Source organism: Shinella sp. M31 (assembly GCF_049199205.1).
Lineage (GTDB): Bacteria > Pseudomonadota > Alphaproteobacteria > Rhizobiales > Rhizobiaceae > Shinella.
Genome location: NZ_JBLZPH010000135.1, coordinates 17,670 through 39,566, shown reverse-complemented (window position 1 = coordinate 39,566; position 21,897 = coordinate 17,670). Strand labels below are relative to the sequence as shown.

The 21,897-nt window shown below is 64.1% G+C and carries 19 protein-coding genes; 13 read left to right on the top strand and 6 right to left on the bottom strand.

What is annotated here, in order from left to right; genetic code table 11:
- Nucleotides 1–7: 7 nt before the first annotated feature.
- A complete protein-coding gene (gene uvrB / locus ACOZKU_RS21565) occupies nucleotides 8–3,124 on the bottom strand; it encodes an excinuclease ABC subunit UvrB (RefSeq protein ID WP_421580618.1) in 3,117 nt (1,038 codons plus the stop codon).
- Between the two features lie 113 nt (nucleotides 3,125–3,237).
- Here uvrB and ACOZKU_RS21560 point away from each other — a divergent pair, with 113 nt between their 5' ends.
- Nucleotides 3,238–4,185, top strand: coding sequence for a DUF3137 domain-containing protein (locus ACOZKU_RS21560; protein WP_421580617.1), 948 nt, complete (start codon nucleotides 3,238–3,240; stop codon nucleotides 4,183–4,185).
- Here ACOZKU_RS21560 and ACOZKU_RS21555 read toward each other — a convergent pair.
- Nucleotides 4,182–5,090 carry a LysR family transcriptional regulator gene (locus tag ACOZKU_RS21555; protein ID WP_421580616.1) on the bottom strand — a complete coding sequence of 303 codons (909 nt, stop codon included), beginning with the start codon at nucleotides 5,088–5,090 and terminating at the stop codon, nucleotides 4,182–4,184. The genes ACOZKU_RS21560 and ACOZKU_RS21555 overlap by 4 nt on opposite strands.
- Before the next feature lie 88 nt (nucleotides 5,091–5,178).
- Here ACOZKU_RS21555 and ACOZKU_RS21550 point away from each other — a divergent pair, with 88 nt between their 5' ends.
- From ACOZKU_RS21550 to ACOZKU_RS21540, 3 genes are all read left to right on the top strand, one after another.
- Nucleotides 5,179–5,751, top strand: coding sequence for an NAD(P)H-dependent oxidoreductase (locus tag ACOZKU_RS21550; protein ID WP_421580615.1), 573 nt, complete (start codon nucleotides 5,179–5,181; stop codon nucleotides 5,749–5,751).
- Nucleotides 5,752–5,754: 3 nt separating this feature from the next.
- Complete coding sequence (locus ACOZKU_RS21545) at nucleotides 5,755–6,186, top strand: DUF6220 domain-containing protein (protein ID WP_314084420.1); 432 nt, start codon at nucleotides 5,755–5,757, stop codon at nucleotides 6,184–6,186.
- Nucleotides 6,187–6,521: 335 nt separating this feature from the next.
- On the top strand, nucleotides 6,522–7,973 hold the full coding sequence (locus ACOZKU_RS21540; RefSeq protein ID WP_421580614.1) for an NCS1 family nucleobase:cation symporter-1: 1,452 nt from the start codon (nucleotides 6,522–6,524) through the stop codon (nucleotides 7,971–7,973).
- An 89-nt stretch (nucleotides 7,974–8,062) separates the two neighbouring features.
- Here the strand turns inward: ACOZKU_RS21540 and ACOZKU_RS21535 are convergent, their stop codons facing one another.
- Complete coding sequence (locus tag ACOZKU_RS21535) at nucleotides 8,063–10,060, bottom strand: putative bifunctional diguanylate cyclase/phosphodiesterase (RefSeq protein WP_421580613.1); 1,998 nt, start codon at nucleotides 10,058–10,060, stop codon at nucleotides 8,063–8,065.
- A gap of 174 nt (nucleotides 10,061–10,234) precedes the next feature.
- Between ACOZKU_RS21535 and ACOZKU_RS21530 the strand changes: the two genes are divergently transcribed.
- From ACOZKU_RS21530 to ACOZKU_RS21520, 3 genes are all read left to right on the top strand, one after another.
- Nucleotides 10,235–10,588 (top strand): DMT family protein, encoded by a 354-nt coding sequence (locus ACOZKU_RS21530; RefSeq protein ID WP_298100209.1) that lies wholly within the window; start codon nucleotides 10,235–10,237, stop codon nucleotides 10,586–10,588.
- 82 nt (nucleotides 10,589–10,670) lie between these two features.
- Nucleotides 10,671–12,122: a DUF1800 domain-containing protein gene (locus tag ACOZKU_RS21525; RefSeq protein WP_421580612.1), complete on the top strand. Its 1,452-nt coding sequence runs from the start codon at nucleotides 10,671–10,673 to the stop codon at nucleotides 12,120–12,122.
- Nucleotides 12,123–12,131: 9 nt separating this feature from the next.
- Nucleotides 12,132–13,304, top strand: a complete 1,173-nt coding sequence (locus ACOZKU_RS21520) for a DUF1501 domain-containing protein (protein ID WP_421580611.1) — start codon at nucleotides 12,132–12,134, stop codon at nucleotides 13,302–13,304.
- Here the strand turns inward: ACOZKU_RS21520 and ACOZKU_RS21515 are convergent, their stop codons facing one another.
- Both ACOZKU_RS21515 and ACOZKU_RS21510 read right to left on the bottom strand, forming a co-directional pair.
- The gene (locus ACOZKU_RS21515; protein WP_421580610.1) at nucleotides 13,305–13,895 is read right to left on the bottom strand and encodes a hypothetical protein; all 591 of its coding nucleotides are present in this window, start codon (nucleotides 13,893–13,895) and stop codon (nucleotides 13,305–13,307) included.
- Between the two features lie 14 nt (nucleotides 13,896–13,909).
- A complete protein-coding gene (locus ACOZKU_RS21510) occupies nucleotides 13,910–14,296 on the bottom strand; it encodes an acyl-CoA thioesterase (protein WP_314084401.1) in 387 nt (128 codons plus the stop codon).
- A 195-nt stretch (nucleotides 14,297–14,491) separates the two neighbouring features.
- Between ACOZKU_RS21510 and ACOZKU_RS21505 the strand changes: the two genes are divergently transcribed.
- The 3 genes from ACOZKU_RS21505 (at nucleotide 14,492) to ACOZKU_RS21495 (ending at nucleotide 18,537) form a co-directional block, all read left to right on the top strand.
- Nucleotides 14,492–16,312: a methyl-accepting chemotaxis protein gene (locus tag ACOZKU_RS21505; protein ID WP_421580609.1), complete on the top strand. Its 1,821-nt coding sequence runs from the start codon at nucleotides 14,492–14,494 to the stop codon at nucleotides 16,310–16,312.
- 256 nt (nucleotides 16,313–16,568) lie between these two features.
- Nucleotides 16,569–17,801 carry an extensin family protein gene (locus ACOZKU_RS21500; protein ID WP_421580634.1) on the top strand — a complete coding sequence of 411 codons (1,233 nt, stop codon included), beginning with the start codon at nucleotides 16,569–16,571 and terminating at the stop codon, nucleotides 17,799–17,801.
- A gap of 82 nt (nucleotides 17,802–17,883) precedes the next feature.
- A complete protein-coding gene (locus ACOZKU_RS21495) occupies nucleotides 17,884–18,537 on the top strand; it encodes a glutathione S-transferase family protein (RefSeq protein WP_421580608.1) in 654 nt (217 codons plus the stop codon).
- 178 nt (nucleotides 18,538–18,715) lie between these two features.
- Here ACOZKU_RS21495 and ACOZKU_RS21490 read toward each other — a convergent pair whose 3' ends face one another.
- Nucleotides 18,716–18,916 (bottom strand): hypothetical protein, encoded by a 201-nt coding sequence (locus ACOZKU_RS21490; protein WP_421580607.1) that lies wholly within the window; start codon nucleotides 18,914–18,916, stop codon nucleotides 18,716–18,718.
- Nucleotides 18,917–18,942: 26 nt separating this feature from the next.
- Here ACOZKU_RS21490 and ACOZKU_RS21485 point away from each other — a divergent pair, with 26 nt between their 5' ends.
- The 3 genes from ACOZKU_RS21485 (at nucleotide 18,943) to ACOZKU_RS21475 (ending at nucleotide 21,897) form a co-directional block, all read left to right on the top strand.
- A complete protein-coding gene (locus ACOZKU_RS21485) occupies nucleotides 18,943–19,869 on the top strand; it encodes an ABC transporter ATP-binding protein (RefSeq protein WP_421580606.1) in 927 nt (308 codons plus the stop codon).
- Nucleotides 19,866–20,627: an ABC transporter permease gene (locus ACOZKU_RS21480; RefSeq protein WP_117366303.1), complete on the top strand. Its 762-nt coding sequence runs from the start codon at nucleotides 19,866–19,868 to the stop codon at nucleotides 20,625–20,627. Before ACOZKU_RS21485 ends, ACOZKU_RS21480 begins: the two co-directional genes overlap by 4 nt.
- Before the next feature lie 79 nt (nucleotides 20,628–20,706).
- Nucleotides 20,707–21,897 carry an MFS transporter gene (locus tag ACOZKU_RS21475; protein WP_421580605.1) on the top strand — a complete coding sequence of 397 codons (1,191 nt, stop codon included), beginning with the start codon at nucleotides 20,707–20,709 and terminating at the stop codon, nucleotides 21,895–21,897.

Sequence of the window (21,897 nt, the reverse complement as noted above, 5' to 3'; positions counted from 1 at the left end):
CTCGTTTCTAGCGGCCCGGCCGCCCCGTTTTCCCCTTCGTTCGCGCTTTTCGCTTCGCCTCCGCCGGGTCCTCATAGCTCCCCGCGCCAATCTTCCCTCGCCGGACCGGCTTTGCGTCGTCGGCACCGTCTGCACGCTCGGGCTGGCCTTCGAGGAGGGGGGCGTGGCGTTTTTTCGTGGAGAGGGTTTCCTCCGGGCGGGCGGGCAAGTCTCCGGTGACGGGTTTTTCGGTGCGGCCGACGGTCATTTCGTCGAGCGTGTTGCGGCGGAAGAGGGATTTGCCGGCGGGGGTGGCGACGTCGCGGCCCATTTCGTCCAGCGAAGGCTTGCGGAAGAGGGGGCGTTCGGTGTCGGTGCCCGGGCCCATGTCGTCGAGCGAGGGTTTCTGGAAGAGGGATTTTGACGGGGTGCCGGGGGCACCCCCCTCTGTCCTGCCGGCGTTCGTCGCTGCAATCGATTCACTGGATCGATTGCTCCGCTGCGCGGACCGTTCCTCACCCCCCTGGGGGGAGATTGACGAGGGGCTGGCGCCGGATTTCCCGCCGCCCTGTGCCTTAGCCGGGCTTTTGCCCTTTCCGCCACTTTCCTGACTTCTCGCTTCTTCGCGCGCCATCGGGTCGTCCATGACGGCGAGTTCGGCGGCCTTGAGGCGTTTGATTTCGTCGCGCAGGCGGGCGGCCTTTTCGAAGTCGAGATCGGCGGCGGCGTCGCGCATGGCTTTTTCCAGCGCGTTGAGATGGGCCTGCAGGTTGTTGCCGACGAGGTTGCCGCCATCGGCAAAGCCCTTGCCGGAGACGCCGGAAATGTCGGCGCGGACGTGGTCGCGCTCGTAGACCGAGTCGAGGATGTCGGAAATCTTGGCCTTCACCGATTCTGGGGTGATGCCGTGCGCCTCGTTATAGGCGACCTGCTTTTCGCGGCGGCGGGTCGTCTCGTCCATGGCGCGCTGCATGGAGCCGGTGATCTGGTCGGCATAGAGGATGACCTTGCCGTCGACGTTTCGCGCCGCGCGGCCGATGGTCTGCACGAGGGACGTTTCCGAGCGCAAAAAGCCTTCCTTGTCCGCATCGAGGATGGCGACGAAGCCGCATTCGGGAATGTCGAGGCCTTCGCGCAGCAGGTTGATGCCGACGAGCACGTCGAAGGCGCCGAGGCGCAGGTCGCGGATGATCTCGATGCGCTCCAGCGTGTCGATGTCGCTGTGCATGTAGCGCACGCGAACACCCTGTTCGTGCAGGTATTCGGTGAGGTCTTCGGCCATGCGCTTGGTGAGCACGGTGACGAGCGTGCGGTAGCCGGCCTGCGCCGTCTCGCGGATTTCGCCCAAAACGTCGTCCACCTGGCTTTTCGCCGGGCGCACCTCGACGGGCGGGTCGATCAGGCCGGTCGGGCGGATGACCTGCTCGGCGAAGACGCCGCCGGCCTGCTCCATTTCCCAGTTGCCGGGCGTGGCCGAGACGGCGATCGTGTCGGGGCGCATGGCGTCCCATTCCTCGAAGCGCAGCGGGCGGTTGTCCATGCAGGAGGGCAGGCGGAAGCCGTATTCGGCCAGCGTCGCCTTGCGGCGGAAGTCGCCGCGGTACATGCCGCCGATCTGCGGGATCGTGACGTGGCTTTCGTCGATGAAGATCAGCGCGTTGTCGGGGATGTATTCGAAGAGTGTCGGCGGCGGCTCGCCGGGGCGGCGGCCGGTGAGGTAGCGTGAATAGTTCTCGATGCCGGCGCAGGAGCCGGTGGCCTCCAGCATCTCGATATCGTAGCGCGTGCGCTGCTCCAGGCGCTGCGCTTCCAGCAGGCGGCCGGCCTTTTCCAGCTCGGCGAGGCGGAGCTTCAGTTCCTCCTTGATCGCCTTGATGGCGCCGTTCAGCGTGGGGCGCGGGGTGACGTAGTGGCTGTTGGCGTAGATTTTCACCGATTTCAGGTCGCCGGTCTTCTGGCCGGTCAGCGGGTCGAATTCGGTGATCGCGTCGATCTCGTCGCCGAACATGCTGATGCGCCAGGCGGCATCTTCCAAGTGGGCCGGGAAGATTTCGATCGTGTCGCCGCGAACGCGGAAAGAGCCGCGCTGGAAATCCATCTCGCGGCGCTTGTATTGCTGGGCGACGAGATCGGCGAGCAGCTGGCGCTGGTCGAGCCGTTCGCCGACCTCCATCTGGAAGGTCATGGCGGTGTAGGTCTCGACCGAGCCGATACCGTAGATGCAGGAGACCGAGGCGACGATGATGCAGTCGTCGCGCTCCAGAAGCGAGCGCGTCGCGGAGTGGCGCATGCGGTCGATCTGCTCGTTGATCGACGATTCCTTCTCGATGAAGGTATCGGAGCGGGGGACGTAGGCTTCCGGCTGGTAATAATCGTAGTAGGAGACGAAATATTCGACCGCGTTTTCCGGGAAGAAGTTCTTGAACTCGCTGTAGAGCTGGGCGGCCAGCGTCTTGTTCGGTGCGAGGATGACGGCGGGGCGCTGCGTCTCCTCGATCACCTTGGCCATGGTGAAGGTCTTGCCGGAGCCGGTGACGCCGAGCAGGACCTGGCTGCGCTCGCCCGAGGAGAGGCCCTCGACGAGATCGCGGATGGCGGTCGGCTGGTCGCCGGCGGGCTGGTATTCGCTGATCATGCGGATCGGGATGCCGCCTTCCGACTTGGCCGGGCGGGCCGGGCGGTGCGGCGTCCAGAGCTTGCCGTCCTTGAACAGCGGGTTGCCGCTCTCGATGAGCGCGGACAACGCTTCCACCGTGGCGGTCACGGCCGTGCCGGCATTGAGCGATGCGGCGTCTTCCAGCGAGACATCCATGCCGGAGACCGGGTTGAGGCCGGCGGCGGCGCGGGTCTTCGGATCGGACGAGCCGCCGATCGAGACGCCGCGGGAAGTTTTCGATGCGGTGACGTTTTCCGTGTGGCGACGGGCGGCGTTCTCCACCGTCTTGCGGTGCTTGCCGGCCTTGGAGGCGACCTCGCGGCGGCTTTCGACGCTTGCCGCCTCCGCTTCCGCCTCGAGCTGCTTCACCCAGTCGGAGACGCTGCCGGACAAAGGCTCGCCCTCGAAGGGCGCCCCAGTCAAAGGCGACTGCGGGGCTTCCTCGAAACCGGAGTTCGGGGCGGTGGGTTTTTTCGGAGCTTTGGCCATGCGGAGAATATGGAGAGAGTCATACGGAAAGAAAAGGGGTTTTGAGTACAAAAGGGAAACGAATTTGCGGCCGCCTCCGGCCGTTATGCGGGAAGGCAGGGCGAGGGGCGATCATGGATACGGTGATTGACGAGGCGGCACTGATGCCGAAGGCGGGCGCGCTGGAGGCGCTGCACACCGCGGTGGCGGCCTACAATGCCGAGCGCGGCCGGGTGACGAACACGCTCTATGTCAACATGGTGCTGCTATTCGGCGGCTATGTCGTCCTGGCCGGCATCTTCGCCTATATCGCCTTCACCGAAATCGACAAGGATATCGTCGGCATCGTGCTGGGGCTGCTGTTCTTCGGCGGCACGGTCGTCTGGCGCGTCGCGCGGGCGCCGTCGAAACGCTTCCAGCAGGATTTGCGCGACCGCCTGCTGCCGCTGGTCTTCGGCTTCATCGACGAGGTGCAGTATGGGCACGGCGTCGAGCCACGATTCATGGGCCGGATGCCGGGCAAGGAACTCGTGCGGCGTGACCGCAGCGAACATGGCGACATGATCGTCGGTCGTCATGAGGGGCTGACCTTCACGCTGTCGGAGACGGAACTGATCGCCGGCAGCGGCAAGAGCCGCGAAACCACTTTCAAAGGCCTGATTTTCTATTTCACGCGGGACGAAGAATTTCCCGGTGTGCTGCTGGTGGCCCGCAAACCGAATACCGTGCAATTGTTCATACGCGATCTTTTCGGCGGCAGCACGATGCCGCTGGTGACCAGCAGCAATCCTGAAATCGATGCCGCGCACGAATTCCGCACCGACCGGCCGGATGCCGCCACGCCCATCGTGCAGGGCGCGCTTGCCAAGGCGCTCGACTATCTCTCGACGGAATGGCGCGGCGACGTCGTGCGTCTGGCGCTGCGGCGGCGGGATTGTTTCATGCTGCTGCCCTCGAAGAAGGACTTTTTCGAGCTGCCGCCGGTCGATACGCCGATCGATTTCGACCGGCACCTGAAGCCGATGATCCGCGACCTCGTCGCCTTGCTGGCGATGGCGAAGCTGGTCAGCAAGATCGGTTAGGTCGTCAACGCGCCGAAAAGCGTCCGCACTTCATCCGCCACATGCCGCACCGCGCGGTCCTTGTCGCGGCGGCGGTGCCAGGCAAGGTGGAGGGGGAAGCCGGTAACGGGGATGGGCGGAAGGGCGACGTGGAAGCGCGTTGCGGCCTCGGGCGGCAGGCAGTGGCTGGGCATCATGGCGATGAGGTCGCTGTCTTCCAGAAGCGCGGGCACCATCAGGAAGCTCGGCACGACGATGCCGACGCGGCGGGTCTTGCCGAGGGCGGCAAGCTGGTCGTCGAAGGGCGTGCGCGTGTCGCCGCGGCCGGAGACGAGGATGTGCGGAAAGGCGAGCCACTGCTCCAGCGTGAAATTCATGGCGGCGGGATGGTCCCTGCGCATGGCGACGGCATAGTGCTCCTCGACCAGCGTCTCGCGGTGGAAGGCGGCCTCGTCCAAGGTCGGGAAGACCGAGAGGGCAATGTCGCTGGCGCCGCGGGCCAGCGATTCCAGTGCCTCGGGCGCGCCGTGCCAGGGCTGGATGACCAGGTCGATGCCGGGGGCCGACCGGGCGAGCGCGCGGTGCAGGGCGCCGGCGATCAGTATGCCGGGAAAATCGGCGGTGAGAATGCGCACGGTCTGGCGGATTTCCGAAAGCGGTTCCTCCGGCGCATCGACCACGGCGGCGATGCCGATGAGGAGGGCTTTTAGCGGGTCGCGCAGGCTTTCCGCCTTCGGCGTCAGGCGCATGCCGCCCTTGCCGCGCTCCAGCAACGGATCGCCGAAGAGATGGCGGCAGCGGTCGAGCGCGCTCGACGTGGCGGGCTGTGACAGGTTCAGCTTGGCGGCGGCGCGCGAGACATGGGCCTCGTCCAGCAGGGCATCGAGGATAACGAGAAGGTTCAGGTCGACGGATCTTAAATTCATGAAATCGATAATAGCATATATAAATCATCCATTGGAATGATTTCGGCATGCGCGGCATCCTGATGGCGTCAACACAGGAGACGACGCCATGAGCAAGACCTTGATCCTTCTCTTCCACCCCGATCTCAACCGCTCGCGCGCCAATGCGGCGCTGGCCGCTGCGGCTGCCCGCCTGCCGGGCGTGGAGGTCGCCGACATGTATGCGCTCTACCCAGATGGCGCGATCGATGCGGATCGCGAGGTGGCGCGGCTGCTCTCGGCCGACCGGATCGTGCTGCAGTTTCCGATCCAGTGGTATGCCACGCCGCCGCTGCTGCAGGCGTGGAAGGATGCGGTGCTGACCCGCATGTTCTACATCACCTATCCGACCGAGGGCCGCCTGCTGGAGGGCAAGCCGCTACTCGTCGTCGCGACCGCCGGCAATGTGCCGGAGGCCTATCAGCGCGGCGGCGCCAACAAGTTCACCATGGAAGAGCTGCTGCGTCCGCTGGAGGCGACGGCCCATCGGTGCAGTCTGCCGTGGCAGGCACCGTTCCTCGTCTATCGCGCGGACAAGCTCGACGATCTCTCGCTGCACGGCGCGGCGAAGGACTATGCGGCGATCCTCGAAACGTGGCGGCGGCAGGATGCGCAGCGCTTCCTCGTCGAAGCGTGGGGGTAGGCCATGACAATCATTGATTCCCCGGCGGCCTCTAAAACGCGGGCGGTGACACCATTCTGGTATGGGCAGGTGGCGCGCGCGGTGCCGGTGGCTATTCTCCTGCAATACCTGCTGGCGGGGCTCGGTTTATTCCACGATGGCCGGTTCTGGAGTTGGCACGGTGGGCTTGGCCTTCTCCTTTTGCTGCCTATCACGGCGATGGCGCTCGCCGCATGGCTGGGGCGGGCGGCTCGTCCCTTGCGCTGGTGGGCCGGATTGCTGGTGGCGCTCTATCTTGTGCAGGTGGCGTTGATTGCAGTCGGAAAGAGCAGCGGTTCGGGCGTTTTACAGGCGCTGCACCCGTTCAACGGCGGCCTGATGCTGGCGGTTTCGCTGGTTCTACTGGCCAAGGTAGAGCGGAACCGGGCACGGGCTGTGCGTGCTGGGAGAGCGTGACAAGCTGCTATGTCGATGGAATGCGGGGTCGGGCGCTTTGCCCGGCCATGTCTTCGCAGAGATGCGAATCTGCGACGGCGCCCAGGTGGACTACCCCGATCTGATGCGAAAGATTTTATTCCGGCGATTGAAAGTCTTGTTCGCTTTCCAACGCGTGGCTCTGTGCCAAAGACCTCGCTGTGCACGATAGAAAGCTGTTTTTGTTAACAATTTTGTGACGGCGGCCGCTTTCTCATGCAACCTGCTGATGGCAAAGGCTATTTTTGCTCGATTGACACTCCCGAAACGTCGGATCAGATAGCTCGCACAGGGTTCAAACGTCAGGAGGGATTAGGATGACGATACCACCCGGGGCATCACCGCAACTGTATAACGAGGACCTTGCGCCCGCGAAGGAGCGTAACTGGGGGGCCTTTTCCATTTTCAACGTCTGGACATCGGACGTGCACAGCCTGTGGGGCTATTACCTCGCCGCCAGCCTGTTTCTGTTCTGCGGAAGTTTCGTGAACTTCCTGCTCGCCATCGGCGTCGGCTCGCTGATCATCTTCTTCCTGATGCACATGGTCGGCCTTGCCGGTGTGCGCACCGGCGTGCCGTTCCCGGTTCTCGCCCGCGCCTCCTTCGGCATCTGGGGCGCGAACTTTCCGGCCATCGTGCGGGCCATCGTCGCCTGCTTCTGGTATGGCGCACAGACGGCGGCCGCTTCCGGCGCCATCGTCGCGCTGCTCATCCGCAACGAAAGCCTGCTGCAGTTCCACCAGTCGAGCCATATGCTCGGCCATTCGACGCTGGAACTGATCTGCTATGTCGTCGTCTGGGGTCTCCAGCTTCTGATCATCCAGAACGGCATGGAAACGGTGCGCAAGTTCCAGGACTGGGCCGGTCCCGCCGTCTGGGTCATGATGCTGCTGCTTGCCGTCTATCTGGTTGTCAAGGCCGGTGGTTTCTCGCTCAGCCACACGATCCCGATGGACGTGCTGCTGGAAAAGACCAAGGATGCCGGGGTTCCGGGCGTGCCGGGCTCGCTTGCCGCTCTCGGTGCGGTCGCCGCGATCTGGGTCACCTATTTCTCGGCGCTCTATCTCAACTTCTGCGACTTCTCGCGCTACTGCCCGAGCGAGCGTTCGCTGACGGTCGGCAATCTCTGGGGCCTGCCGGTCAACCTCATCCTGTTCTCGCTGGTGGCCGGCGTCACCACGATTGCGGCCTATAGTGTCTATGGCGAGGTGCTGCTGCATCCCGACCAGATCTCGGCCAAGTTCGACAGCGTGTTCCTGGCGCTGCTCGCCGCGCTCACCTTCGCGGTAGCCACGCTCGGCATCAACGTCGTGGCCAACTTCGTCTCGCCGGCCTTCGATTTCGCCAACGTCTTCCCCAAGCATATCGACTTCAAGAAGGGCGGCTATATCGCGGCGTTCATCGCGCTGGTGCTGTATCCCTTCGCGCCCTGGGAAAGCGGTGCGGCGCATTTCGTCAACATGATCGGCAACACGATGGGCCCGATTTTCGGCGTGATGATGGTCGACTATTACCTCATCCGCAAAGGCCGGGTGAATGTCGAGGCGCTCTACCGTGAAGACGGCGAGTTCCGCTTCGAGAACGGCTGGCATGTCAACGCGCTGATCGCGGCCGGTGTCGGCATCGTCTTCTCGTCGATCCTGCCGGGCTTCACCAGCATCATGCCGTCCTGGTGGGGTGTCTATGGCTGGTTCTTCGGCGTCGCCATTGCCGGCGTCATCTACTACGGCCTGCGCGCCTCCAGCCTGCGCAAGGCTTTGCCGGCCTGATCGCAGGCGCGGCGAGGCTCCTAGGCATCGCTTCAAAGGCCCCGGGCGGAAACGCTCGGGGCTATTTTTTGCCTTACCGGAAGGAAAATCTAGTGTTCGCCGGTCGTCTTGCGGGCCATCTGCGCGGCGTGCTGATCGAGCCAGCGCGGGATGTCGGCGGCCGGCATCGGGCGGGCGAAATGGTAGCCCTGGGCATGGCGGCAGCCGAGCATGCGCAGCACTTCGGCCTCTTCCTCGTTCTCGACGCCTTCCACGACGATATCGATGGACAGCGCATGGCCGATGCCGATGAGGGCGGCGATGAGGGCCTGGTTCTCGCGGCTGGTGGCGATGCCCGTGACGAAGCTGCGGTCGATCTTCAGCCGGTCGATATGCAGGCTGACGAGATAGGCGAGCGAGGAATGGCCCATGCCGAAATCATCGACCGCCAGGCGGAAGCCGGCCGCTTCCAGACGGGCGAGTTCGGCGCCCGCCGCCTGCGTGTCGAGCGTCGCCTCCTCGGTGATCTCGATTTCCATCAGCGCCGGGGAAATAGCGTGGGCCTTAACGATATCGGCAAGCAGGCGCGACAGCGTATCGCCGGAGAATTCGCGCGGCGAGACATTCACGGCAACCGCGGCTTCGGGCAGGCCGAGCCGGGGCAGGGTCTGCAAAAGCTCGGCGGCGCGGGTCGCGACATAACCGGTCAATGACGGCGAGATGTGCAGGGCATGGGCGGCGCGCACGATATCCGGCGGGCTGACGGCGCCGAGTTCAGGATGCATCCAGCGCAGCAGCGCCTCGAAGCCGGTGACGCGGCCGGTGGCAAGCTCCACCTGCGGCTGGAAGACGACGGTCAGGTCACGGTTCTCGATGGCCTCCGTCAGGCCGGCCTCGACAAGGCGCTGGCGCTCGATGCGGGCCTTGAGGATCGGATTGAACAGGCCGAGCCGGCGGCGGCCGCCTTCCTTGGCGGCGTAGAGCGCGATATCGGCACTGGCGAAGAGGTCGTCGGCCGTCTCGCCGTGCTGGGGATGGAGCGCAAGGCCGGCGCTGGCGCCGACGGTGACGGGACGCCCGTCGATGACGATGGGATCGGCGGCCAGCCGGACGATGCCGTCGCCGATTTCGCGGCCACGAGCCTCGGCATTGTCGCCTTCGATGATGACGGCGAATTCGTCGCCGCCGAGGCGCACGACCGTATCGTCAGGTCCGGTGAGGCCGGCGAGGCGGGTGGCGATCTGCGTCAGCACGGCATCGCCGGCGCCGTGGCCCATCGTGTCGTTGATCGCCTTGAAGCGGTCGAGATCGATCACCAGCAGGGCGAGCGTGCCGGCGGGCACGGTCCCGTCGAGCAGATCGCGCAGGCGCTGGTTGAACAGTGCGCGGTTGCCGAGCCCGGTCAGCGGGTCACGGTTGGCGAGCGAGGCGAGCTGCTCGTAGGACTGGCGGATTTCCGTATTGGCGTCCGACAGCGAGGCGGCGAGCGCCACGGCGTTCAACCGGTCGATCTGGCTGCGGATGAAGCCGGCCTCGCTGACTTGGCTGACGCGCAGCATCATGACGGCGAGCAAAAGCACGTCGGCGGTGACGACAAGGGTGGCCGTCGTTCCGGTGAGCAGGAGGGAGAGGGTGATCGTGGCGAGTGGCGGTCCCGCAAAGACGAGGGCGGTGCGGGCATAGGCGGTGCTCTGCATGAGGGAGCCTGCGCAGATGCCGGCGATGATGAATATCAGATAGGGGTTGAGGCCGGTTGCCCCGTAGGCCGCGCCGATGAAGGGCGGCAGGCTCCAGGCGAGGCCGCCGCCAAGCGCACCGAGCGACAGCACGCCGAGTGCGCGCTTCGGCCGCTCCACGGCGCAGTTGAGCCGGTGGACGATCCGCACGCCGATATAGCGGGCGAGATTGATGGCGAAGACGGTGGCGAGCCAAGCCAGGATGCCGATGCCCGGTTCGTCGAGCCAAAGCACGGCGGCGGTGGTGGCGGCGAGGAAGCAGTTCGCGCCAAGCGACAGCGTGATGCCGTCCAGCACGGACAGGGCCTGTGCGGAGAGTATCTGCCGTCGTGTCGCTTCGTCCTCCGGCATCAGCCGGGCCGCATCCGTCATGGTCTTCCCGGTCCGCAGGAATCGCCGCCGCGGCGATGTGGGCGGATGGTGTGGCGGTGGGCATAAGATTGTCTTAACGGGGGATCGCGAGAATCCATGACGTTCCGGCCTTGACGACGGCTGCCGCTCGGATATCTCGGGGCAGACAGTGTCTCCCAGCGTCAGGAATCGCCCATGCCCTTCAGCCTCAACCCCGCGGCCGTCTGGCCGATCGTGCTTCTCGCCCTTTCCAACGTCTTCATGACCTTCGCCTGGTACGGCCACCTGAAGTTCAAGTCGGCGCCGCTCTTCATCGCGATCCTCGCCAGCTGGGGCATCGCCTTCTTCGAATATTGTCTGGCCGTGCCGGCCAACCGCATCGGCCACGAGGTCTATTCGGCTGCCCAACTGAAGACGATCCAGGAAGTCATCACCCTCCTCGTCTTCGCCGGCTTCTCCGTCTTCTGGCTGAAGGAAAGCCTGACCTGGAACCATGCCGTTGGCTTCATGCTGATCGCAGCCGGCGCGGCCTTCGTGTTCAAGGGGTGAAGCGTCTCCCAAAATAGTCGCAATTCCACGCAAGATGAGTGGATCGGAATGAGGCTGTCGCGTGACCAGAAGCTTTGAGACCATGGCGTCGATGCGTTACGGCTATGGCCGTCGACCGGATGAGCAGCCACCGGGCAGTGTCGATGACCTGATCGCCCAGGTGAACCGGGGCGCGCGCGAACCCTGCTTCTTCCCCTATGAAGGTATAGAAGGACGCCGGGCGCGATTTCCCGCCTATCGAGCAGCCCAGCTGGCCGACGCCGACGCCCGCAAAAAGAATACGTCGATGCTGATCGGCGCGCGTGTCGTATATCCCTACACCGTGGCTCTGGCCAATGCGGTCCAGCGGGACCGGCATGCGAAAGTCCGGCAGGCGACCTTGTCCATGAATGGCTTTTTTGAAAGGCTCTCGACGTTCTGGGCTGGACACTTTGCCGTCGATGCCCGCAAGGGCGGCTATATGCGCGTTCTGACGTCGTTGCATGAAGCCGAGGCGATCCGGCCGAACCTAGCGGGCCGCTTTTCCGATCTTCTGAAGGCGGCGGTTCTCCACCCCGCCATGCTTTTCTATCTTGATCAGGCACGGTCGGTCGGCCCCAACTCCGAGCAAGGCATGAAAGCTCGCCTCGGACTCAATGAGAATCTTGCACGGGAGCTCATAGAACTGCACACGATGGGGGCGGGGACCGGTTACGATCAGAAGGATGTGCGCGCGGCGGCCCTCGTTCTGACCGGTGTCACATTCGGTATACCGGCCTTCAAGACCGTCTTTCGTCGGCGGCTCGCCGAACCGGGCACCCATACGGTGCTGGGCCGCCAATATGGCGGTGACAAACGGGATATGGTGCAGGTCTACGACCTGCTTGACGATCTCGCATCGCGACAGGAAACGAGCCGGCACATCTGCCGCAAGCTGGCCTCGCATTTCATTGCGGACGATGCGCCTGGGCCGGTGGTGGATAGCATGGTTGCGGCTTGGCGACAGCATGATGGACAACTCCTTGCGGTCTATCGCGCGATGTTGGATCATCCGCGCAGCTGGGAGGAGGGCGGTCTCAAGGCGCGGCAGCCCTTTGACTTCGTGGTCGCCGCGCTTCGTTCGCTGAATGCGCCAGAGGCCATGTTCGAGCCGCGCAAGCTCGACAAGGAAGCAAACTGGCGGCCTGCATCAGATGTCATGAATCTCGGTGACGTCATGATGATCACCGCTGACGGCAAACCCGCGCTCGGCGCCAATCCTTTCTCCGTCGGCGCGATCGAACGCCTCGGGCAGCCGATTTGGTCGGTACCGAGCCCGGCGGGCTGGGAAGAGGGGCTCTCGGCCTGGATAACTGCATCGCAGATTACCGAGCGCATCGCGTTTGCACGACGGCTCGTGGCGCGCTTTGGCGGTAACCTTGAGCCGAGTGCCTTTCTGGAGGCGACGATGGCGGATGCGGCACGGGCAGATACGATTGAAACCGTCGCGCGTGCGCCGAATCGTGAAGTGGCGATGGCGATGGTGTTGGCGTCACCGGAATTCAACAGACGTTAGGAGCTGACGATGACGAGCGAGATCAACCGTCGAGCCTTTCTGACGGGAGCCTGCTGCCTGGCGGCCGCACCGCTCGTGACGCCCGTCAGCTTTGCCGCCATGCCCGGCGACAACCGGCTGGTGACGATCGTGCTGCGTGGTGCGATGGACGGGCTGGCATTGGTGCAGCCCCATGGCGATCCGCTGCTGCGCCAGATGCGGCCGACGCTTTCGCTGGGGACAGATGACGGTCTTATTGATCTCGACGGCTTTTTCGGTCTGCATCCCGCGGCAAAGGACCTGTTGCCCCTCTGGAAGGCCCGGGAACTCGGTTTCGTGCATGCCGTCTCCACGCCCTATCGTGAGGCACGCAGTCATTTCGATGGGCAGGACATGCTGGAGAGCGGCGGGGCAACGGTAAAGGCGGAACGTACCGGTTGGCTCAACCGTGCTATTAGCACCATCCCACGGCCAGCCGAGCGCCGGGCGATCGACATCACCACGACGGCGGAATTGATCCTTTCAGGTAGAAATCCCGTCGATGTCTGGTCGACAAGGGCCAACCTCGCGTTCACGGAGGACGAGCAAGCCTTCTTCGTCCTGCTCTATAGGAACGACCCCGCTTTTGCGGCGGCTCTTAGCGAAGCGACGGAGACGGATATGTCCTCCGACCTCATACGCGCGGAAGAGGAAAAACGCAGCGCGGGTATTCGCGCCGTTGCGGAACTGACGGCCGGTATGCTGGCCGGCGATCACCGCATCGCGAATTTCTCTATCAACGGGTGGGACACGCATGTCAATCAGGCGAAGCTCTTTCCGAAGCCGCTCAAGGATCTTGTGACGGCCATCTCTACGCTGAAGGAAAAGCTTCCGCCTCCCGTCTGGCGCAAGACGGCGGTGCTTGCCGTCACGGAATTCGGTCGCACCGCACGTGAAAACGGTTCCAAGGGCACCGATCACGGCACGGGTGGTGTCGCCATTCTTGCCGGTGGTGCGGTGGCCGGTGGCAAAGTCTATAGCGAATGGCCATCGCTTGCCGAGGGCGATCTGCTCGAAGACCGTGACTTGAGGCCGACGGCGGATTTGCGACAGTTGGCGGCGGCGATGCTCTACCAACAGTTCGACGTTTCTCCCAACGATCTGGAGACCGCGGTTTTCCCCGGCTTAAGTTTCGACAAGCGGGCGTCCTTCCTGCGCGGTTGACTATTCCAGCATGTCGAACGCGCGAAAAATCCAGCTTAGCTGGTAGAGGATGCCGAGCGTCACGAAAGTGGTGTGGTAGCGGCGGCTGGCGGTCCAGGCGGCGGTGAGGCAGAGCAGGATGAAGACGGCGTTGCGCAACGGGTATTCGTAGCCGAAGGAGCCGAAATAGGCTTCGCCCTTGAGGGCCGTGTCGAGCAGATCGACGGCGAAGACGACAGCGAAGACGCCGAAGAACCATTTGCGGCGGGAGTAGAAATAGTCCTCGTAGCCGGCATAGTCGTCGAGCAGGGTGGGGAAGAGCAGCACGGCGAGCAGGAAGAACAGGCAGCAATAGCTGATCAGGAAGAGATAGACGCCGAAGCCGATCGTCGTCAGCGCCTGCAGGCGGAACTCCCACCACCAGAAATGCAGGAGGAACAGCAGGAGGAAACCCGCCCAGGCGAGATGTACGGGATAGGGCTTCACCTTGCCGGGATGCTGCACCAGAAGGGCGATGCCCGTCAGGATGCGGGCGATGCTGAGACTGACCACCATGCCGATGACGACACGAACATGACCGAACAGGGCGGGATCCGGGGCGGTGTGCTCCATCGCGCTGGCGTCCTCTATTCGACCGGAACCGGAGTGGGCTGGCCGGACTGGTCGAGCGCGACCATGATGAAGGTGGCGCCGGTGACCTTTTCCAGTGTCGTCGTCAGGTAGCGCTGCGCCCAGGCCTCGACGCTGAGCGTGATCGAGGTGCGGCCGACGCGGGCGATGTCGGTGTAGATGCTGAGCGTGTCGCCGATCTTTACCGGTAGTTCGAAGGCCATTTCCTTGACGGCCGCCGTGACCACGCGGCCGCGGGCGCGTTCAGCTGCACGGATACCGGACGCCAAGTCCATCTGCGCCATGACCCAGCCGCCGAAAATATCGCCGGCGGCATTGGCATCGCCGGGCATGGCGAGCGTGCGAAGGGTGAGCTGGCCGTTCGGCGTGCGGGTCTCTGTCATGCGGGTCCTCTCCATTTTCGAAAGGTCTAGCCGAATGCGGACGAGGGAGAAAGAGGCTGCTGCCACGCAGATACCCGGCTTTGTCGCGTATATGCGCGATCCCAAAATTGATGATTGCAATTTTAGACGATTTTAAAAGGTTTCCCGGACCCTCGGGCACAAGGCGCAGTGCGCCACAAGGTGGAGGAGAGCCCGGTGAAGAATTTCAGAATATCGACACGTCTATCGCTGCTGGTCGGACTTGCCTTGACCATCTTCGCTGCGGCTCTCGTCTATAGTCTTTATCATTATCAGGATGCGATGGTGGCCGAACGCAAGTCGAAGCTTGCGGCGATGGACCAGAGCATGCTGACATTGTTCAAGCATTACAACGATCTGGAAATGGCCGGCACGCTGACGCGCGAGGAAGCGCAGACCCGCGCCAAGGATGCGGTGCGGGCGCTGCGCTACGAGGGCAGCGGCTATTTCTGGATCAACGATATGAACGCGGTGATCGTGATGCATCCGATCAAGCCGGCGCTCGACGGCACGGACCAGTCGGCCATGGCTGACCCGACCGGCAAGAAGATTTTCACGGAATTCGTCAAGGCCGTGAAGGGCAGCCCGGACAGCCAGGCCTTCGTCGATTATCTCTGGCCGAAGCCGGGTTTTGACGAGCCCGTCCTGAAATACTCGCATGTCGCCGGTTTCGCGCCCTGGGGCTGGGTCGTCGGCACGGGCGTCTATGCGGATGACCTTGCGGCGATGTTCCGCAGCAATGCGATCGAGATGGCGATGATCCTCGCTATCGGTGGCCTTGCCATCATCCTCGCCGCCTACGGCATCGTGAAGAGCGTCACCGGCCCGATCCTGCGCCTCAAGGCATCGATGCAGTCGATTGCCGAGGATGATGTGTCCCGCGACGTGCCGGAAACGGAGCGCAAGGACGAAATCGGCGCGATGGCGAAGGTCGTTTCGGTGCTGCGCCAGTCGGTTGCCGAGCGGGCGGAGCTGCGCATCCGCGAAGGCGAGCAGCAGGGTCGTCTCGATGCCGAGCGTTCGGAAGGCGAGCGCCGCCAGCGGGCGGTGAGCCAGAGCCAGTCGGATGCCATGCAGACGGTCGGCGAGGCGCTGGAGCGTCTTGCGGCCGGCGACCTCACGGTGTCGATCAATGCGATCGCACCGGAATATGCCAAGCTGCGTGACGACTTCAACCGCGCCGTTGATGCGCTTTCGGGCACCGTCAACGCGATCGCCCGGTCCACGGACGTCGTCTATGGCAGCGCCGGCGGCATTGCCGAGGCGGCCAACAACCTGTCGCACCGCACCGAGCAGCAGGCGGCCTCGCTGGAGGAAACCGCAGCCGCCCTCGACGAGATCACCGCCACGGTGCGCAGCGCCTCCGAGCGGGCTGCCGAGGCAAGCCGCATGGTGGCCGAGACGAAGCAGTCGACCAGCCGCTCCGGCACGATTGTGCGAGATGCCGTCGCCGCGATGAGCCGCATCGAGGATGCTTCGAGCCGTATCAGCCAGATCATCGGCGTGATCGACGAGATTGCCTTCCAGACCAACCTTCTGGCGCTGAATGCCGGCGTGGAGGCTGCGCGTGCCGGCGAGGCGGGGCGCGGCTTTGCGGTCGTGGCGCAGGAGGTGCGCGAACTGGCGCAGCGTTCGGCCAATGCCGCCAAGGAGATCAAGGGCCTGATCAGTAACTCGGCGGCCGAGGTCGGTACCGGCGTGGCGCTGGTGCGCTCGACCGGCGATGCGCTGACGGAGATCGAAGCGCTCGTCAACAAGGTGAACGAGCAGGTCAATTCGATCGCGACCTCGGCGCGCGAGCAGGCGACCGGCCTTGCCGAAGTGAACACCGCCGTCAACCAGATGGACCAGATGACCCAGCAGAACGCCGCGATGGTGGAGGAAACCAACGCCGCCGGCCAGACGCTGACCCAGGAAAGCGAGCAGCTGAAGCGGCTGCTCGGGAACTTCCGGCTCTCGCCAGCCGGAGCGGCGGACCACCGGCGCCGCGCCGCATAAAAGCAAAAGACTTTTCTCCGGAAAACCTCGCCCCGGCGCCCCCGCGCCGGGGTTTTTCGTTCGGAAAGACAACGGTTCCTTTACCCTGTTGCGAGAAAATCCAGTGGAATTGCGGGGGTATGGTTCCCCGCGTCCGGTTTCGTGCCTGTGCTGTCCGAATGCGGACAAAAGCGGACTGCACCATTGCCGGACAGACACGGGACATCACGGACCTCGCATCGGGCGGGGCGGGTGCCAGGCGGAAGTGACAATGGGTATTGCGTTCGTTTCTCGTCTCCGCAGGCCGCTCGGGCTGCTTCTCATCCCGGCGATGCTGGCCGCCTGTTCGGGCGGCCTGGCGCCGCCCGAGGATATCGACGGCGGCGGCGTCGGCGCTATCCGGCCGATGAAAGAGGTTTCGCGAAACCAGGCCAGGGACATGGGGGATACGGGCGAGGACGTCAGCGTCTATCCCGTCAGCGAACCCACCGGAGGCAGCGACAGCATAGACACGGCAATGAATGCGCCGGTCGCCGAGAAGAAACGTCTGCCGATGATCGATAGCGACGAGGCCATGGGGATTTCCGATCCCGTCCAGGCTTCTTCCGGCGTGCTGACCCTGCCCGAGGGCGGCGTCAACATGGATGAGGGGCTGGGTGTCCAGCGCGTCGAGGGGCTGGCGGAAGCGCAGGCGAACGAAATTGCCGAGGGCAACGCCACGCAGGTCGTCGTCGATGGCATCGGCTCGGACACGCCGCAGCAGGTCGGCCAGCCGGACGGCATTCCGATGTCGGAGGCCGGTATGGAAATGAGCATGCCGGCGGAGAATGACGGTTTCCTGCGGGTGCCGGACAAGGCGACGACGCGCAAGCGTCAGGCCGTCGAGGGCGAACAGGTCGCCTTTCTGCCGCGGCTTTCCAATCCCATGCAGATGCCCGAAACGATGGGCGGCATGCCGGCGTCCGAAAAGGCCTGCCGGCAGCGGTTGCAGCGGCTCGGTGTGAAATTCCGTGATGTCCCGCGTATTTCGCGCGGGCGTTCCTGCGGCATCGAGTGGCCGGTCGAACTATCGGGGCTTTCCGGCGGCATCCAGATCAAGCCGGCCGCGCAGGTGAACTGCCAGATTACCGAGGCCTTCGCCCGCTGGGTGAAGGACGAGCTCGTGCCCTCCAGCCGCATGCGCTATCTCTCGGGCGTTGCGGCTATCCACCAGATGTCCTCCTATTCCTGCCGCACTATGAATTCGCAGAAGGGCGCCGCCATGTCGGAGCATGCCAAGGGCAATGCGATCGATGTCGGCAAGATCGTGCTGAAGAACGGCAAGGCCATCGTCATCGAGAAGAAAGGCTTCTTCGCCTTCCGCGAGAAGGGTCTCCTGAAGGCGGTGCGCGGCGACAGCTGCAAGTATTTCTCGACCGTGCTCGGGCCGGGCAGCGACCGTTTCCACAAGGACCATTTCCACTTCGACCTGCGCGCCCGCAAATCCGGCTATCGCCATTGCAGCCTTTAGAGGCACTTGCAAAAGTTCAGGCCTGATGTCGGAATTCTCCCCGGCCAACCGTCTTTCAGACGAGCAGCCAGGGAGAGAGACGATGACCGCCACGATCACCGCATTCGAAAGCTCGCCGGATCGCGGGCAGGGGCTGGCGCGCGACATGCGCGTGCGCTGGGCTCTGGAGGAGGTCGGCAAACCCTATGACGTGCGTCTTTTGACCTTCAAGGCGATGAAGCAGCCCGGGCATCTCGCGCTCAATCCCTTCGGGCAGATCCCGACCTATGAGGAAGGCGATCTTGCGCTCTTTGAATCCGGCGCCATCGTGCTGCATATCGCCGAGCAGCACTCCGGCCTGCTGCCGAGGGATGCGAAGGGCAGGGCGCGGGCGATCATGTGGATGTTTGCGGCGGTCGCGACGGTGGAGCCGCCGATCGTCGAGCGCTCGATGGCCGTGATCGTGGAGCGCGACAAACCCTGGTATGCCGAGCGGCTGCCGATGCTCGACGACCGAATTCGCGCGCGGCTTGGGGAACTCTCCCGCCATCTCGGGGAGGGCGAATGGCTCGACGGTGCCTTCAGCGCCGGGGATCTGATGATGATCCACGCGGTTCGCCGGCTGGAATCCTCCGGCCTGCTGCCGGAATATCCCCTCGTTGCCGCCTATATCGCCCGCGGAAAGAAGCGGCCCGCCTATCAGCGCGCCTTTGCCGCGCAGCGGTCGGTTTTCGATGCGGCGGTCGCCGGCAAATGACGGGTTTTGCGGGCAAAAAAAGACCGGCAGGGGCGCCGGTCAAAGAGGGGTTGGCAATCCGCCTTGGGGGAACGGATGCCTGGAACGTCACATTCCGACATCCCGGCCGGGCGACCGGCAGGGCTGGATGCGGTGCTTCCACGGGGAAGCGTGGCGGATGGGGCCGCCGGGGACTCCCTCAGGGTTCGGGAGCGAGGCCGTTGCGGAAGCAGGGGAACGGCAGGTGCGCGGGGTGCAAAACCGTCCCTTCGGCCTCGTCGCGACCATGCTGGATGCGGGTCACGGTTTGATGACAGGCGGCCGTCGGACCCTGAGAATTTTTTGCTGCCTGCGGGTGAAAACCTGGAAAGGACACGCCATATAGGGTGTCCTTCCGCATGACATCTCCTCTTTCCGGAGCCACCGATGGCGCCCATCGTTTCCATACGCAATCTCACCAAGAGCTATGCTTCCGGGTTCCAGGCGCTGAAAGGCGTCGACCTCGATATCGAGCAGGGCGAAATCCTCGCGCTGCTCGGGCCGAACGGCGCCGGCAAGACGACGATGATCTCCATCATCTGCGGCATCGTCACGCCGAGCGGCGGCACGGTCACCGTCGGCGGCCATGACATTCTCAGCGACTACCGCAAGACGCGCTCGATCATCGGCCTCGTGCCGCAGGAGCTGACGCTTGACGCCTTCGAGACGGTCGAAAACACCGTCGCCTTCTCGCGCGGCCTGCATGGCTGCCCGCCGAACCCGGCACTGATCGAGCGCATCCTGAAAGACCTCTCGCTCTACGACAAGAAGGACACGGTGCTGCGCCATCTCTCCGGCGGCATGCGCCGGCGCGTGCTGATCGCCAAGGCGCTGTCCTACGAGCCCAAGGTGCTGTTCCTCGACGAGCCGACGGCGGGCGTCGACGTTTCCCTGCGCAAGGACATGTGGCAGCTCGTCGAGCGGCTGCGGGCCAACGGCGTGACGATCATCCTCACGACGCATTATATCGAGGAGGCGGAAGAGATCGCCGACCGCATCGGCGTCATCAACCACGGCCGGATCCTGCTCGTGGAGGAGAAGAAGGCGCTGATGGCCAAGCTCGGCCGCAAGCAGATGACCGTCGAGCTTGCCGAGCCCATCGCTGCCGTTCCCGATGCCCTGGCGCCCTATGGGCTGGCACTTTCGGACGAGGGTACGCGGCTGACCTATGAATTCGTATCGTCCGGCGAGCGGACGGGCATCTCGTCGCTCTTGTCGGCGCTTTCGCAGTGCGGGTTGCGGGTCAAGGACATATCCACCGAGCAGAGTTCGCTGGAAGACATCTTCGTGGAGCTGGTGGGAGAGGGCAAATGAACTTCGAGGCGATCAAGTCCATCTACGCGTTCGAGATGGCGCGCACGCGCCGCACGCTGCTTCAGAGCATCGTCTCGCCCGTCATCACCACCTCGCTCTATTTCATCGTCTTCGGCGCGGCCATCGGCTCGCGCATGCAGGAGGTGAACGGCGTGTCCTACGGCGCCTTCATCGCGCCCGGCCTCATCATGCTGACGCTGCTCAACCAGTGCATCGGCAACGGTTCCTTCGGCATCTATTTCCCGAAATTCACCGGCACGATCTACGAAATCCTGTCCTCGCCGATCTCGATGATCGAGATCGTCATCGGCTATGTCGGGGCGGCCGCCACCAAGGGCCTGATCGTCGGCACGATCATCCTGATCACCGCCTCGCTCTTCGTCGATATCTCGATCAAGCATCCCTTCATGATGGTGCTTTTCTTCGTGCTGACGGCCGTCAGTTTCTCGCTGTTCGGTTTCATGATCGGCATCTGGGCGAAGGATTTCGAACAGCTCAACCTGTTCCCGATGCTGATCATCCCGCCGCTCGTCTTCCTCGGCGGCTCGTTCTACTCCATCGAGATGCTGCCACCGTTCTGGCAGACGGTCAGCCATTTCAACCCGGTGCTCTATCTCGTCTCGGGCTTCCGCTGGAGTTTTTACGAGATCGCCGACGTCAACCCGATCGTCAGCCTCGTGACGGTGCTCGGTTTCCTCGTCGTCTGCCTGTCGATCACCGCCTGGATCTTCAAGACCGGCTACAAGCTGAAGAACTGAACTTCACGCGCGGGACGTTGACGGTCCCGCGGCGCCCCCTTATCGCTTGCGCCATTCTTCCTGAGGCATGAGCGAGACCATGACATCCAGACCGCTAAACTCCATCCCCGCGACGGTCTGGGTGCTCGGCGTCGTCAGCCTGCTGATGGATATCTCCTCGGAGATGGTGCAGACGCTGTTGCCCTTCTATCTGGTCAGCGGGCTCGGCGCGTCGGCGGTCTTCGTCGGCTTCGTCGAAGGGCTTGCCGTTGCGATCGCGACCGTCACCAAACTCTTCTCCGGCATCCTGGCCGACCGCATGGCCCAGCGCAAGCCGCTGGCCGTGCTCGGTTACGGCCTCGGTGCCGTCTCCAAGCTGATCTTTCCGCTCGCCACGTCCGTGGGATGGATCGTCGCGGCCAAGGCCGTCGACCGCGTCGGCAAGGGCATTCGCGGCACGCCGCGCGATGCGCTGATCGCCGATGTGACGCCGCCGGAACTGCGCGGCGCGAGCTTCGGGCTGCGCAAGTCGCTGGATACGGTCGGCGGTTTCATCGGGCCGCTCATCGCCATCGGGCTGATGATCCTGCTTGGCGGCGATGTGCTTGCCATCTATTGGATCGCAGTCATCCCGGCTTTTCTCGCCGTTCTGCTGCTGATCGTCGGGGTGCGCGAGCCCAAGGCGCCCTTCGAGGCGAAGGCCGGCGGGCTGCCGCGGCTTGCCGATATCGTTAGGCTGAACGGAGCAGTGTGGATGGTCATCGGCGCGGCCTCGCTCCTGACGCTGGCGCGGTTCAGCGAGGCTTTCCTGCTCCTGAAATCGCAGGAGGCGGGGTTTGCGCCGGCTTGGATCCCCATCACCATGGTGATCATGCATGCCGTCTATGGCCTGACGGCCTATCCGGTCGGGGCGCTGTCGGACCGCATCGGACGGTCGGGGCCTCTGATCGCCAGCCTGTTCGTGCTCGTCGCCGCCTATGGGACGCTCGCCTATGCGGAAAACGTTTCCATCTTCATCGCCGGCATCGTGCTCTGGGGGCTGCATATGGGGTTGTCGCAGGGGCTGCTTGCCACGCTGATCGCCGACACCGCGCCAAAACATCTCAAGGGCACCGCCTTCGGCGTCTTCAATCTGATCACCGGCATCGTCGTGCTCATCGGCAACATCGCCGCCGGCTGGATCTGGGACAGTTATGGCTCCCGCGCGACCTTCCTCACCGGAGCTGCGCTTTCCACGGTGACGGTGCTGGTCGTGACCCCGCTGTTGCTGCGGGTGAAGTCCCCGGCGTGA